Here is a 15016-nt window from a genome sequence, read left to right as displayed (position 1 = left end):
ATACTCAATTTTCCAAGAGCTTAGGAGCATATATGGAGCCAATTATTGCTATAGCTTTAGCCCTTATGGGCTATGCCTTTGGATCTACCAAATTGGTTAGTCAAGGCAATGAAGCATTAGTGGAACGTCTAGGGCGGTATCATCGAAAACTGAAACCGGGAATTAACTTTATAGTTCCCTTACTAGATCAAATCGTCATGGAAGACACCAATAGAGAACAGATTTTAGATATTAGTCCCCAGAATGTCATTAGCAAGGATGGTATTTATCTAGAAGTGGATGCGGTAGTTTACTGGCGTATTGTGGATATAGAAAGAAGTTTTTATGCTGTTGATGATCTACAAGATGCACTTAACAATTTAGCAGTGACCACAGTGCGAGAAATTCTAGCGCAGAACACCCTAGAAGAAACTAACATGGCTAGGTCAAACATAGACAATACCCTACTAGACCAGTTAAACTTGACCTCCCAGACCTGGGGGGTAGAAATCATGCGCTTAGATTTCCAAAGAATTACACCGCCAGAAAGCGTAAGAAAATCCATGGAAGAAGAACGTGCAGCAGAAATTAAAAAGCGAGCAGTGATTTCTGCAGCAGAGGGAGAAAGACAAGCAGCAATCAAAAAAGCTGAGGGAACTAGAACATCTATGGAAATTATTTCCGAGGCGCTGCGTTCCCATCCCGAAAGTAAAGATATTTTACGGTATCTTGTAGCCCAGGATTATGTCCAAGCTAGTCAGAAGTTGGGAGAAAGCAATAACGCCAAAATTGTCTTTGTAGATCCAGCTAATTCCACGGGGATGTTTGAGGAGTTAATTTCCCAACCAGGAACAGAAGATGAGGGTAAGAGACCCGGTAATGGCAAAAAGTGACAAATCCTACTTAGCCCTACTTATAAATAGCATCAGCAACAAGGGACACGTCTCGTATGGCACTAACATCATGAACTCTGAGAATGTCAGCACCATGAAAAATGGCTGCACAACAAGCTGCGGCCGTTCCCCATACACGATCCTTTGCATTGGGTTGGTTCAAAATTTGACCGATAAAACTTTTCCTCGATGGGCCGACTAAAATGGGGAGTTCAAGGCTTTTTAACCTAGACAGTTCCCGAATAACTTGTAGATTTTGTTGATGATTTTTGGCAAAACCAATACCGGGATCAATAATTATTTTTTCTCGTTTGATCCCCAAGGTAATTGCACTATTTACTTGCTGGGACAAAAAATCATAAATCTCACCTATCACATCTTGGTATTGAGCATACTCTTGCATAGTTTGGGGAGTTCCTCGGATGTGCATCAGCACAATGGGCACATCTAGATTGGCCACGGTTGACAACATTTCTGGATCATAGGTTCCACCAGAAATATCATTAACCATATCAGCACCCAATTGGACAGCGGCTTGGGCCACAGCAGCTCTGGTGGTGTCTATAGAAATGGGTATAGTCACTTCTGGTCTAATTACCTTTATTACTGGCAGTACCCGTTCCATTTCTTCCGCGAGGGTGATTTGTTGTGACCCTGGTCTAGTTGATTGCCCACCAATGTCAATAATATCAGCCCCAGCAGCTATCATGGCGCGAGCTTGAGCTACAGCACTAGCAATTGTGTTGAATTCGCCACCATCACTAAAACTGTCGGGGGTGACATTTAAAATCCCCATTATATAGGTTTTTGTCCCCCAGTTAAAACAGCTTTGTCGAATAACTAATTTATTTGCTAGATTTGCCATAATTGACCTTGGCCCCTACTCCCCTTACCTATTGATAATTGACAATTCTGGCAAAACTTTCCGGTTCCAAACTGGCGCCACCGACGAGAACACCATCTATTTCCGATTGTGCCATGATTTCATCAATATTATTGGGTTTCACAGAACCACCATACTGAATTGGCACCTTATCATTAGTCAATTGAGAGCGAATTAATCCAATGACCCGATTTGCTTCTGCGGACTCACAAGTGTCCCCCGTACCAATTGCCCAAATTGGCTCGTATGCGATAACCAGTTTAGTTTGGTCTACATCTACCAAGTCATGTTTTAATTGGTAAGAGATTAGTTTTTCTGTTTCCCCTGCATCTCGTTGTTGTTTAGTTTCACCCACACAGAGAATTGGGGTTAGCCCATAATTTTGGGCAGCTTTAAGGCGCAGGTTAACAGTTTCATCGGTTTCGCCAAAATATTGCCGTCTTTCACTATGCCCAATAATAACATAGCGAACACCTATTTCCAAGAGCATGGGGGCGGCAATTTCACCCGTATAGGCTCCATTTTCTGACCAGTGGACATTTTGCGCGCCCAAACCCACACGACTACCGTGTAAATATTTGGACATAACATTTAAGTTTGTAAAGGGGGGACACAATACAACCTCTCTTATAGAAGGTGTTTCCTCTAATTCAGGCAGAAATCCGCGCAGGAATTCCTCTGATTCCGCCTGGGTTTTGAACATTTTCCAGTTACCAGCAATAACTATTTTTCGCACAGGTGATTTTATTAAGATGCTAACGCTACCAGATCAACTCCTAACTCTACTACTTTTTGTGACCCCTTGGAGCAAAAATAAATAATATGACAAATATCACATCTAAATTACCCCAACCCGAAAACAATAACTCTTCTGATGCAGAACTGGATGAGGCGATTTTCAGTTTTGGAAATATTCAAGCGGAACTGAACTATGGACAAGCTAAAACAGCTTTGAAAACTTTAGTGACCAGTCTTGACCTGACCTCTCAGGAACTGTCTGGATTAGAAAGTGAAATAGCGGATTTAGAAACCATGTTGGGAAAATTAGAAGACATGGTAGTACAAATAGCAGCCTTTGGCATGGTAGGAAGAGGCAAGTCTTCTCTTCTAAATGCTTTGGTCGGTCAGCCAATATTTGAAACTGGGCCTTTACATGGGGTTACCCGTGCGGAACAAAAAGTTAACTGGACTATCTCCCAAGAAGCTATGGGTACGTTCAAAGCTACTTTTCTCTCCCCAGATCAATCCCAAGTAGTTTTAGTAGATACGCCAGGATTAGATGAAGTTGATGGAGAAACTCGTGCTGCTTTGGCACAAAAGGTAGCAAAACAAGCAGATTTAATTTTATTTGTTATTGCTGGCGATATGACTAAGATTGAACAGGTAGCTCTCTCCCAGTTAAGAACAGTAGGTAAACCAATTATTTTAGTTTTCAATAAAATTGACCAGTATCCCATAACTGACCGCCTAGCAATTTATGAAAAAATCCGGGATGACAGGGTTAAAGAATTAGTTTCACCCCAGGAAATAGTCATGTGTGCTGCTTCACCTCTAGTTAAGACTGCCCTAGTTCAAGCTGATGGAGCTAGGACTATACGATTAGAAGCAGGGAAGGCCCAAGTAGAAGAATTAAAGCTGAAAATTCTGGAGATCTTGCAACGAGAAGGAAAAGCATTAGTAGCTTTAAACACTATGCTCTACGCTGATACTGTAAGTGAACAAATAGTAAAGCGGAAGTTAATCATTAGAGAAGAAAGTGCTAATCAGTTGATTTGGAAAGCGGTAATGATTAAGGCTTTGGCGATCGCCCTCAATCCTGTTACTGTAGTTGATATTGTCAGTAGTATAGCTATTGACATAGCCATAATTTTAGGTCTATCCAAGCTCTATGGCATTGAAATGACCCAAAGTGGCGCTGTGAAACTGCTACAAAAAATCGCCTTGAGCATGGGTGGAATTGGAGTGAGCGAGTTGCTGGCAAACCTAGGTTTAAGTGGGCTGAAAACCATATTAGGTTTGTCCGCAACTGCCACAGCTGGAATAACTTTAGGACCTTATCTATCCGTAGCGATTACTCAAGCAGGAGTAGCAGGCGTATCATCTTACGGAATTGGGCAAGTGACTAAAGCCTACCTAGCTAATGGGGCCACCTGGGGTCCAGAAGGTCCCAAAGCAGTAGTAACCAACATATTATCTAACTTGGATGAGACCTCTATTTTGAATCGGATTAAAGAAGAGCTTTTGTCCAAGATTCAAGGAAAAAAGGTTGAATAATAGCTCACTCCGCCCAGGCGATTAACCTAGGTTCGTATGGACTAGAAAGGTATTGGTTATGGGGCAAAACCCGCAAAGATAAACCCTGTAAACCAGAACTGGTATAGGTAATATCGGCAGTATAAATACTTAAACCCCCATCATCTTGCCCATGATAACTCATTTCCACAGGAATAGCATTGACAATGTCACCATTAGCATCAATGGCTCCTTGATATAGCTCTACCCGCACATCCTGGCTAGTTAAAGTGGCTAGATCAACTTTGGCGGTTACTCCCACCTTTTGATTCACCCCAATTTCTGTCCCTGTGGATACATCAATGTCCTTAATTCTGATATTGAACCAATGTTCGCTCAATATAGATTTCCAGTGAGCTAATTCCTTGGCTGGTGCATAGTGATCTGATGTTAAGGTATGATGGCGATCGCTGGCTGGGAAGTAGGCTCTAACAGCGTATTCTCTGACCATACGTGCTGTATTAAACAAGGGACAATTCAATCGAATTGCATCCTTCATCTTTGCCACCCATGGTCTGGGTAGGCCATCTTCATCTCGGTGGTCATAGAATAGGGGGACAACCTCTTTTTCCAGCAACTCATAGAGAGCATTAGCTTCTATTTGGTCTTGATAATTAGGATCTTCATAATTTTCTCCATGACCTATTGCCCAACCAGTACGAACATAATCAGCTTCATCCCACCACCCATCTAACACACTGAGATTAGGCAGTCCGTTCATAGCTGCTTTCATTCCACTAGTACCGGATGCTTCCCGAGGACGGCGGGGCGTATTTAACCACACATCACAACCAGCTACCATCAGCCTAGCAATGTGAATGTCGTAATTAGGCACAAACACTACCTGCTTTTCCAGATGCTGTTCACGAATAAAGTGATTAATATCCTGAATCAGCTCTTTCCCTGGAATATCTTTAGGGTGTGCCTTACCCGCAATCACAAACTGTACTTTTCGGTGTTTGTTAGCTAACAGTATGTGCTTAATCCTATCTATATCACGCATCCATAAGGTTGCACGTTTATAGGTAGCAAAACGACGAGCAAAACCAATAGTTAAAACATTGGGGTCAAGAACCTCTTGTGCTTGGGCTATTTCTGAAGCTGATGCTCCCCGATCTCGTAAATGTTTCACCAAATGTTCCCGCACATACAATATCATATCCAGACGACATCGCTCATGGTTGCGCCATAGTTCTTCATCAGGAATAGAATCCATCCGTTCCCAGATTTGATTATCTGGGGGAGCTGATGACCAATTAGGTCCCAGGTAGCGGTCATATAACTCCTGAGTTGACTTAGCCACACAACTACGGGCATGAACTCCATTAGTGATAGATGTAATTGGTACTTCGTCTACAGGGACTTTTTGCCATAAACCCTGAAACATTTGCCGGGAGACCACACCATGTAACTGAGCCACCCCATTAGAAAATGTTGCCATTTTCAGGGCCAAAACTGCCATACTAAAGGGACCTGACAAATCACCAGTGTTTTCTCTACCCAGTCCCAAAAACTGCTCTTTAGGCAAACCAAAAATATCAGCGTAGTAACCCAGATAGTGTAAAATTTTATCAGGTGCAAACAAGTCAATTCCTGCTGGTACGGGAGTGTGGGTAGTAAAAATATTACTAGAGGCTACCACCTGTTTAGCTTGGGCATAACTGAGACCTTCCTCTTGGATGAGGATACGAATTCTTTCCAAAGCGGAGAAAGCAGCATGACCCTCGTTCATGTGATAGGCGGTGACGTTATAACCCAGCGCCTTCAACATTTGCACGCCACCGATCCCCAGCATCATTTCCTGATGAATACGCATATCAACATCACCACCATATAACTGGTCGGTGATATCGTGGTCATAAGCCTTGTTGGGTTGAATATTCGTGTCCAACATATAGAGAGGGACTGTTCCCACCTGGACTCGCCACACTCGAGCATATACCTTGCGTCCTGGATATTCCACAGCGATTCTTAACTCAGAACCATCAGGATTACGTTCCAAATGCAAAGGCATATTATAAAAATCATTGATGGGGTAACGCTCCTGTTGCCAACCATCAGCATTGAGATATTGGGCGAAATACCCTTGTTGGTAAAGTAAGCCCACACCAACCAAGGGTAATCCCAAATCACTGGCAGATTTTAAGTGATCCCCAGCCAAAACACCCAAACCTCCTGAATAGACGGGCAAACAATCCACCAGTCCAAACTCTGCTGAAAAATAGGCGTAGCACTCTTTGAGTGGTTGATTACGTTGTTTTTGATACCAGCTGCGCTCCTGTAAATAATCTTCCAATTGACGAGCTGCACGGTCCATTTGTGCCAGGAAACCTTCATCTTCAGCTACTTCTAATAATCTCCCCTGACTGATAGTACCTAGCATTAAGACGGGGTTATGATGGCTAGATTCCCACAGATCTGGGTCTAGGCGACGAAATAGGTCTTTAGTCTCCACATTCCAATCGAAATGGAGATTGTATGCCAGTTTTCGCAAGGGTTCTAGCAGTTGAGGTAGTGAGGGAGAAACATTAAATTTGCGTATTGGTTGCATAATCTGGTAGGAATTTAAATTCAACTATGGTTAATTGTTTACTGGTTTTACCTTAATATTGCTTCTTGAGAGTATGATTTGTGAACCTCTGATCACTTTACCTAACGAGTTGTTTTCTCACACATTGGGTTAATTTACACCAAAATAGTTTTTTCGTCTATCCTTTACTATTGATTATTTTACTAAATTTAAGGATTGTTTTAGATTTGGTCAACTCTCAACAACATGACAAAACCCATTAGGATTGTATTAATAGCCATAGTGAATCGCTGATGCAAGTACTTGGCTCCCGTTTTGATATTTCCCACCTTTTAGAAAAGGGACTTTTTGACCAATCATTTCTATGATATTATTTTATATTTAAACTCATGCAAAAGTATAGAAAGTTAAGCAATAAAGATTACAGATACAATCTTTAAGTAAATTAACGGATTTTTGTCGAGTACTTGTCCAACCAAAAAAATTGTGTTATGATGGGGTCTAGGTTCCACTTCTAGAATATTTAGTTCAGGAGCAGTTCTTTTAGCCTATAGATGATTGTGTGCAGCATGACTAGAGCAGTATACACTACGAATTTGTTACCGGACATACGACATAGCTGTCGAGGAAGTGCTTACCTGTTTGCACCAATGGTCAAGTTTAACATCATGGCCGAAGTAGGTGACACTCCACCCTGAAGTTTTATAAAAAATATAATCTCGATAATCTCGTAATTTAGCGGTAATCAGTCGGAATTGATAAAGATAAAAATTAGAGCATAATTGAAAGTGTTATGCCTGGTCTTGTCTTAGTTCCTAGTGACCTCCGTAAATTATTATTGTCATTACATTCATAGCTAAGATCCGTATTTTATCTTAACTCAATTAGTTGGCAAGGTGATTAATGTCAGACTTTGGTAATCACTGGTATATTTGCCATAAACTTGAGTCATTGAATAAATGTGGTTTTAGGATCAATATTCTGTAGATCAATACTCAAAAGAATACGCCTTGAGATAAAAGTTACTTAGTGCAGTTAACTACCATTGTTCGAAACATAAAATTGGAAATTTGGGTAAGATAATGGGAGCAATATATGACCATGAGTAGCCAAAAATATTCAGCAAAATTACAGCGACTAACAGAACTATTGGCAATTACTTTTCTGGGTGATATGCCAACAATTTTTCTTGGACCACAACTCAGGAGGCTATTATATCGCCATTTATTTGCAGCAATGGGGAAAAAGGTTTATATTCAGCATGGTGTAGAATTTATTGCCACCCCAGCTATTGAAATTGGTCATGGGGTACATATTTTTAAAAATGTACGTTTGGATGCCCATGGACATCCAAAAAACAGGATTTTTCTCGGTAATGGAGTGGCAATAGAGCGTAATGTGGATATAGGTTGTATGGAAAATACCCAAATACATATTGACCAGGATACTTTCATAGCACCCAATGTTCTTATTGCTGGGCCTGGAAATATAAAAATTGGTAGGGAATGTATGATAGCAGCCCAATGTGGTATTTTTGCTAACAATCATAATTTTGCAGAACGTTCATTACCTATCAAAAAGCAAGGTATCAGTTGTCAGGGGATTGTGATTGAAGATGATTGTTGGCTGGGACACGGAGTAACCGTACTGGATGGGGTTACTATTGGTAAGGGAAGTGTAATTGGTGCGGGAGCAGTTGTAACTAAAGATATTCCTCCCTATTCTGTAGCTTTAGGTGTTCCAGCAAAAGTAGTAAAAAGCCGTTTATAATACAAGTTTAGCTATAACGTTTATAAAAAATAATAGTTATGGCTATACTTACTGTAATATGTAAAAACTAACCCTAGTTTAACCGTGGCAAGAATATCAATAAGTTTCAGCTTCCATCTCCAAAAAATTGGTCTAATGTAGGTAAGATAGTAATGCTATCTTTTCTGCGGAGTGGATTGCTAATAACTTTTTTTCTTACCCTTGGGAGATAATTTTATGGTGACTCTAAAAATCGTCGTTTATATTGTGGTTGCGTTCTTTGTGGGAATTTTTGTCTTTGGATTTCTATCCAATGACCCCGCTCGTAACCCTGGTCGTCGCGATTTAGAATAAACAGACTCATCTGCAACTGCTGGAAGATATAAGAGACTAGCCAGTTTACATCATTCTAAACAGGTCTCATCAAAAGACAAACATCCCTTGTACTTTTACGTATAAGGGAAAAAACACTTTTTAGCTTAATCTTGCTCAGACATGCTCCATCCAGCTTTGCCACCTAATTTACCTACTGCTTGTGAACACATACAACTTCAATCTAATTACTATTCAGTAAAAAATAAAACAGGCAATACTCTTCAGTTCTATTCCCGTCCAGTTAATAATCAAGCGATCGCCCCTCCCAAACTAGAATTTACCACTTCAGCTCAACCCTCTGCAACTGGTTCACAGGTTCAACCTAGGATAGTGGAAGTGCTGTCGGACAAGCAAGAATATGACACCAACAGAAGAATTGTAACAGCCTTGGGAAAGGTCACAGTTAAATTTGATGGAGCCATAGTTAATGCTGATCGACTACAAGTTAATTTAGACAATTTAATTGTGGTTGGAGAAGGTAATGTGGTGATCACCAGAGGTAGTCAGATCTTACGGGGGGAACGCTTTACCTATAATTTTCTTCAGGATACAGGGAATTTGGAAAATGCTAGGGGTGAGATTTATCTACCTTCGGTTGGTAGTGACTTAGATTTTTCTCCTGATAGAGAAAGAAACCCAAGTGCTATGTCAAATCTGCCCAGTGAACGTATTCTTGCGAATCAACCAATTAGTCAAGTTACCAGCCCAGGAGGTGTTGATATTAACTTGGGTGGGCGGGTTGATGCCAGCAATATTCCCGTAACTAGAAGTGGAGGAGCAGTCAATCGCGCTAGATTTGAAGCCCAACGGGTGGATTTTTATCCCCGTGGTTGGGAAGCTGAAGAGGTGAGAATTACTAATGATCCCTTTTCTCCTCCAGAGTTGGAATTACGAGCATCTAAGGTAAAGTTAAGACAAGAGTCTCCCTTAGTAGATCGGGTTACCACCCAGCATCAGCGTTTAGTATTTGACCAAAATTTTGTTCTACCTATTCCCATAGATAAACAGAAAATTGACCGTCGTCAGCGGGATATATATCCTTTTATAGTGGCCCCCGGTTTTGATAATGGTCAAAGGGGTGGTTTTTACGTGGAACGTAGTTTTACCCTCCTGAATACGGAGACAACTAGATGGTCCGTAACACCACAGTTCTTTGTACAGAAATCTATTGAAAATGGTAGTAATGTGCCCGATTTATTTGGGGTAAAAACTAAAATAAATAGCACTTTAGGTCCCCGAACCTCCATAGAAGGTGCAGGAGAATTAACTAGTCTCAATTTAGACAAGTTGGAAGATCATTCCCGGGGAAGTGTAAGGTTAAAACAATCAGTAGGAAAAGAAAATCCTTACACACTCAATTTAGAATATAGCTACCGCGATCGCTTGTATAATGGCACTCTCGGGTTTCAAACCGTACAAAGTAGTGTGGGCGGTCTGATCTCTTCTCCCCTGATCCCCCTGGGGAAAAGTGGTATTAACCTTAATTTCCAGGGAGGGGGTCAGTATATTAACTCTAACACAGATCGCCTTAGTTTACTTTCACCTCAACGACGAAATGATCGGGTGTCTTTGGGACGTTTGCAAGCTAGTGCATCTCTGGGCAGTGGTTTATTATTATGGGAGGGAAAACCCTTACCAGCAACCCCTAAACAAGGGTTAAAGTATACATCTAATCCCGTTGTACCTTACTTGCGTGCGATCGCCAGTGTTACGGGTACAACTAGCTATTACACCAGTGGGGATGACCAAAGTAGTCTGATTGGGACGGTAGGATTGGTGGGACAGGTGGGTCATTTTTCTCGGTCATTTTTCGACTATACAGGTTTTAACATTAGTTATTCTCAGGGATTCAACACGGGAACTTCACCCTTTTTGTTTGATCGTTTTGTAGATAATAAGGTAATTAGTGCAGGTATTTCACAGCAAATTTATGGTCCATTTCGTTTTGGGTTTCAAACAGCTATTAATGTGGACACAGGTAAGGCAAGCAATACAGATTACATAATAGAGTATAATCGGCGCACCTACGGTGTTAGCTTGAGATATAATCCTACCTTACAACTTGGTAGTTTTATGATTCGTGTTAGTGATTTTAATTGGGTTGGTGGTGCTGATCCTTTTTCTTTGGAGGAAGTGAAACCAGTAGTAGGGGGGGTGCGTCAAGATTAGGATAGAGAGAAGAAAAATTCAACATAAAGCTCTTGATAGAGAACTAGCCAAAAAATAACCCAACTCCACAGGTACTGCATTTCCAATTTGTCTCATAGATTCTGTCCAGCAACCAATAAATCTATAATTATCAGGAAACGTCTGAATTCGTTTTGGTACAGCTTTGCCAATATAGATAGGAAGACGTAATATAGTTCTATTGACTACAGCAATTTTCATGTAGTTAAACTACAAAATAAGATAAGCTATAATAAGGGTAATAAACTAAAATAGAGTAGAAGTACTGTCAAATTATATGCCAAAACCTTATTCAATAGATTTGCGTAATCGCGTGATTGTAGCATGGGTTGCTCAAGAGGGATCTCAACGCCAGTTGGCAGAAAGATTCAAGGTCAGCTTATCATTTGTGAGAAATTTAGTACGTCGTTATCGTGAAACTGGGCAAGTTGAGCCAAAGCAATGTGGAGGATATGAAAAGCCTGTAATTGCAGGCCAATATTTAAACATGATCAAGTCTTGGCTGGATGAGAAAAATGATTTACTACTTTCAGAATTGTGCGATCGCCTGAGAGAAACGACGGGCACTAGTGTTAGTATCACAACCATGCATCGAGCCTTAGAAAAGTTGGGTCTACGTCATAAAAAAAAAGTCTAAATGCCAGTGAACAGGAGACTCCACGTGTTCAAGAATTAAGGCATGATTATCGTCGTTGGGTAGATACAGTTGATATTAGAAATTTAGTGTTTTTAGATGAATCGGGGATAAATTTAGGGATGTCAAGGTTGTTTGCCAGAAGCCAAGATGGACAAAGAGCAATTGGTAGCGTACCAGGAAACAAGGGCAAAAATATTTCTCTGATTGGGGCTTTAAATATGGATGGAATTCTGGCAGCAATGACTGTAGAGGGAAGCACAAATACAGAAGTATTTCTCACTTATGTAAATCAGGTTTTAGTACCTCAATTATGGAAAGGGGCTATTGTTGTTATGGATAATTTAAAGGTTCATTATGCCGAGCGCGTGAGATTGTCAATTGAATCAGTCGGTGCAAAAGTTAAGTTTTTACCCCCCTATTCTCCAGACTTATCTCCGATAGAATTGTGTTGGTCAAAATTAAAGCAATTTCTCCGTAGTCGGGAGGCACGAACATTAGAAGCCCTAAATGAGGCCATGACAAGTGCAGTAAATTATATTACAGCAGAGGATGCGCTTAATTGGTTCAATCATTGTGGTTTATTTACATGAAAACTGCTGTAAATTAAATCCCGAATATATACCGGATTTTGCAGTGCAATATAGGCCATAAACTCCAGTCCCACAAAAACGTTCTGTAATAGGAATTGGATATACTGGTGTGCCATCAAAAAAATTTACAGTATCTTCTATAATTTGATGTAATTTTGAAGAAACGTAAACGTGATCAGATATATTTACAATACTCATTCTTTTATTTGTGATTGAGTTACAAACTTTTATTCACGATCAGCTAATGGTTTAACAACTTTAGCGATCGCCTCTTGAATAAAATCCTGAATAAACTTGTCTCGACGATTAATTTGAAATTGTTCCTGAACCACCTCCGTCATTCCTCCATCACCCCAGTCTTGATCATGGCGAAAATACTCAATAAAACTCTTACCAGCAATACGGGTCAAATAAGCAGCGGTTACTCCCTGAATAGCACGCCCAACTAAAAAGGTAGCAACGTGAAGTTGTAAAGCCGTAGATAGCAACTCAATAGCGCCCTTAACTATACCTAAACCAGCAATAGTTTTGCCCAAAGATAAGGCCAATTCCTTACCCCTGTCCATATTTAAGTCACAACCATAAACCTTGCCAATTTCTACTACCATCTGAGCATTAACTGCTGCTGTGGCTAATAAATCAACTACGGGTAGGGGGGTAACTGATACCACCCCAGCACCAATCCACTGATATCTATAAACTATTTTATCAGCTTGACGACGACGCTGGGAATCAATGAGTTTGCGAGCTTCCTCCCCTAATCGTAAAGACTGTAATAAAATATTATCCGCTATTAAATCTTCACCCTCAGCTCGTAATACAGCAGCTATGCGTTTTAGGAGAGGAACTATTTCAGGTTCTGGTCGAAAAATTTCCCCTCCCTCCAATTCCACAGCTTGGGGGTTAGCTGCGATCGCCACTACATCATTATGATCAATATAATCCCTCACCCTTTCTCGTAACTTAATTAAAATAGCATCTTTGTCTTCATCTTTATATAAATCAGTTTTGTTGAGAACTAAAAGCGATCGCTTACCAATTTCTGCTAAACCCCTTAAAGGTTCATACTCAGAACGACGTAGGTCATTATCTACCACAAACAATAACAAATCTGCTTCTGTAGCCAAAGCTCTAGCTAGGTGTTCCCGTTCCGTTCCAGGGATCCCTGCTTCCAAAATCCCCGGTGTATCAGTAATTAAAATTTTCCGTTCTAAACCCTTCAAGCGTAAACAATAGGTTTCACCGACCTTAGTTGTACCCATAGGAGCGTTTACCTCTCCCACCATTCGCCCCATAATAGCATTGACCAGCGAAGTTTTACCAGCACTTCCTGTACCAAAAACAACTACTTGGATTTCCCCCCGTGCCAAATTAGCTTCTATTTCCCTAGTGCGACTCAATAAAGCTTGACGAGTAACTTCATCTTGAATTTGTGCCACCTGTTGACGAACCGCTTGTAAGGTGCTAGAAGCTGCATCCGACTTAGCAGCGGGAATTTGAGCAGCAGTAACCCTGGGACGCGGGGATTTTGTTTCACCAGTGGGTAGAATTAATACATAATAGACAAAAGCTGCAACTAGTCCCACTAAAAGTATGACCAGTAGGAACAATAGTAAATTACCTAATAAGGGAGAATAGGATAGCTGCCAATATAAACGACTTAGGGAGTCAATTAACCACAGAGCTAGTCCTAAAATTATAATTAAGCCAATTACAAGTGTAACTATGCGAGACAAAGGCATGATTCACACACAATATAATAAATTTCCAATGTGAGGAATAATCAATCATATTACAGTTATTATAATCTAGTCCCACCCCCTATATTAATAGTAGTAAGTATCTGTGAAACCTATAACTAATCATTCAAACCTCATCCAAAACCGCAAAGCAGACCATATACGGATTTGCTTAGAAGAGAATGTGCAATCTGATCAAATTACTACGGGACTGGAAAAATATCGATTTGTTCATTGTTGTCTACCAGAACAGGACGGTAAACAAATAGATATCAGCACCAAATTTCTGAATCGGGATTTGCATGCTCCTCTATTAATCTCCTCTATGACCGGGGGTACCCAAAGAGCAGGTATTATTAATCGTCGATTAGCGGAAATTGCCCAAAAATATAGACTAGCAATGGGTGTTGGCTCCCAACGTGTCCTCTTAGAAAAACCAGAGGTGGCTGATACTTTTGCCATTCGCCAATACGCCCCGGATGTGCTGTTATTTGCCAATCTAGGTGCGGTACAACTCAATTATCAATGTGGCATAGATGAGTGCTTACGAATTATCGATGCTCTAGAAGCTGATGCTCTTATACTCCACATTAATCCTTTGCAGGAATTTATTCAACCCAGGGGTGATACCAATTTTTATGGACTACTTGACAAAATTGCCCAACTATGCCAACAATTACCAGTACCTGTAATTGCCAAAGAAGTGGGTAATGGAATTTCCGTCAAGATGGCAGAAAAATTAATATCAGCAGGCGTACAAGCCATAGATGTGGCGGGTGCAGGAGGTACATCATGGGCTTTAGTAGAAAGTGAAAGAGCTGAAACCGCACTACAACGAAGATTAGGTAAAACCTTTGCCAATTGGGGTATATCCACAGCAGAATGTATTACTACTATTCGCTCCCGGTTCCCCCAACTCCCCCTAATCGCTTCCGGAGGGTTGCGTAATGGGTTAGACGCGGCCAAGGCGATCGCTCTGGGGAGTGATATTGCTGGATTAGCAATGCCCTTTTTACAATCTGCGGATGTATCAATAACTGCACTAGAAGAGTTAACAGAAGTATTAATCGCGGAAATTACTACAGTATTATTCTGTACAGGTAATAGAAATTTGCATGAATTAAAGCAATCTAACTGTTTACAAAGCATGTGATATTACAAT

14 protein-coding genes are annotated in these 15016 nt (G+C 40.7%); 9 read left to right on the top strand and 5 right to left on the bottom strand.

The window, feature by feature from the left end:
• The first annotated feature begins 32 nt into the window (after positions 1-32).
• The gene (locus C6N34_RS00120; protein WP_057178916.1) at positions 33-872 is read left to right on the top strand and encodes an SPFH domain-containing protein; all 840 of its coding nucleotides are present in this window, start codon (positions 33-35) and stop codon (positions 870-872) included.
• Between the two features lie 16 nt (positions 873-888).
• Here the strand turns inward: C6N34_RS00120 and folP are convergent, their stop codons facing one another.
• Positions 889-1737: a dihydropteroate synthase gene (folP, locus tag C6N34_RS00115; protein WP_006276422.1), complete on the bottom strand. Its 849-nt coding sequence runs from the start codon at positions 1735-1737 to the stop codon at positions 889-891.
• Positions 1738-1765: 28 nt separating this feature from the next.
• Complete coding sequence (gene tpiA, locus C6N34_RS00110) at positions 1766-2491, bottom strand: triose-phosphate isomerase (RefSeq protein ID WP_057178857.1); 726 nt, start codon at positions 2489-2491, stop codon at positions 1766-1768.
• 86 nt (positions 2492-2577) lie between these two features.
• Between tpiA and C6N34_RS00105 the strand changes: the two genes are divergently transcribed.
• Entirely contained in the window at positions 2578-4029 is a 1452-nt protein-coding gene (locus C6N34_RS00105; protein ID WP_006276424.1) for a GTP-binding protein, read from the top strand.
• A gap of 4 nt (positions 4030-4033) precedes the next feature.
• Here C6N34_RS00105 and glgP read toward each other — a convergent pair whose 3' ends face one another.
• Positions 4034-6598 (bottom strand): alpha-glucan family phosphorylase, encoded by a 2565-nt coding sequence (glgP, locus tag C6N34_RS00100; protein ID WP_115538943.1) that lies wholly within the window; start codon positions 6596-6598, stop codon positions 4034-4036.
• Positions 6599-7146: 548 nt separating this feature from the next.
• Between glgP and C6N34_RS16985 the strand changes: the two genes are divergently transcribed.
• The 4 genes from C6N34_RS16985 to C6N34_RS00085 all read left to right on the top strand — a co-directional run bounded on the left by C6N34_RS16985 (position 7147) and on the right by C6N34_RS00085 (position 10870).
• Positions 7147-7275 carry a hypothetical protein gene (locus C6N34_RS16985; protein ID WP_258316451.1) on the top strand — a complete coding sequence of 43 codons (129 nt, stop codon included), beginning with the start codon at positions 7147-7149 and terminating at the stop codon, positions 7273-7275.
• Between the two features lie 403 nt (positions 7276-7678).
• Positions 7679-8347 carry an acyltransferase gene (locus C6N34_RS00095; RefSeq protein ID WP_040008447.1) on the top strand — a complete coding sequence of 223 codons (669 nt, stop codon included), beginning with the start codon at positions 7679-7681 and terminating at the stop codon, positions 8345-8347.
• A gap of 216 nt (positions 8348-8563) precedes the next feature.
• Positions 8564-8680, top strand: a complete 117-nt coding sequence (locus C6N34_RS00090) for a photosystem II reaction center protein I (protein WP_006276427.1) — start codon at positions 8564-8566, stop codon at positions 8678-8680.
• Between the two features lie 141 nt (positions 8681-8821).
• The gene (locus C6N34_RS00085) at positions 8822-10870 is read left to right on the top strand and encodes a DUF3769 domain-containing protein (RefSeq protein WP_115538942.1); all 2049 of its coding nucleotides are present in this window, start codon (positions 8822-8824) and stop codon (positions 10868-10870) included.
• An 18-nt stretch (positions 10871-10888) separates the two neighbouring features.
• On the opposite strand, the gene C6N34_RS00080 is transcribed toward C6N34_RS00085, so the two are convergent.
• Positions 10889-11089, bottom strand: coding sequence for a DNA cytosine methyltransferase (locus C6N34_RS00080; protein WP_115538941.1), 201 nt, complete (start codon positions 11087-11089; stop codon positions 10889-10891).
• A 76-nt stretch (positions 11090-11165) separates the two neighbouring features.
• On the opposite strand from C6N34_RS00080, the gene C6N34_RS00075 reads away from it, so the two are divergent.
• Together C6N34_RS00075 and C6N34_RS00070 are read left to right on the top strand one after the other, a co-directional pair.
• A complete protein-coding gene (locus tag C6N34_RS00075) occupies positions 11166-11525 on the top strand; it encodes a helix-turn-helix domain-containing protein (protein WP_006279024.1) in 360 nt (119 codons plus the stop codon).
• A gap of 74 nt (positions 11526-11599) precedes the next feature.
• Positions 11600-12115, top strand: a complete 516-nt coding sequence (locus C6N34_RS00070) for an IS630 family transposase (RefSeq protein ID WP_074404718.1) — start codon at positions 11600-11602, stop codon at positions 12113-12115.
• 227 nt (positions 12116-12342) lie between these two features.
• On the opposite strand, the gene C6N34_RS00065 is transcribed toward C6N34_RS00070, so the two are convergent.
• Positions 12343-13857, bottom strand: coding sequence for a YcjF family protein (locus C6N34_RS00065; RefSeq protein WP_057178862.1), 1515 nt, complete (start codon positions 13855-13857; stop codon positions 12343-12345).
• Between the two features lie 103 nt (positions 13858-13960).
• Here C6N34_RS00065 and fni point away from each other — a divergent pair, with 103 nt between their 5' ends.
• A complete protein-coding gene (gene fni / locus C6N34_RS00060; protein ID WP_057178863.1) occupies positions 13961-15007 on the top strand; it encodes a type 2 isopentenyl-diphosphate Delta-isomerase in 1047 nt (348 codons plus the stop codon).
• The last annotated feature ends 9 nt before the right edge of the window (positions 15008-15016 follow it).

Source organism: Cylindrospermopsis raciborskii Cr2010 (assembly GCF_003367075.2).
Classification (GTDB): Bacteria; Cyanobacteriota; Cyanobacteriia; order Cyanobacteriales; family Nostocaceae; genus Raphidiopsis; species Raphidiopsis raciborskii.
Note: the sequence above shows the minus strand (reverse complement) of the source record. Positions and strands in the feature narration are given on the sequence as shown.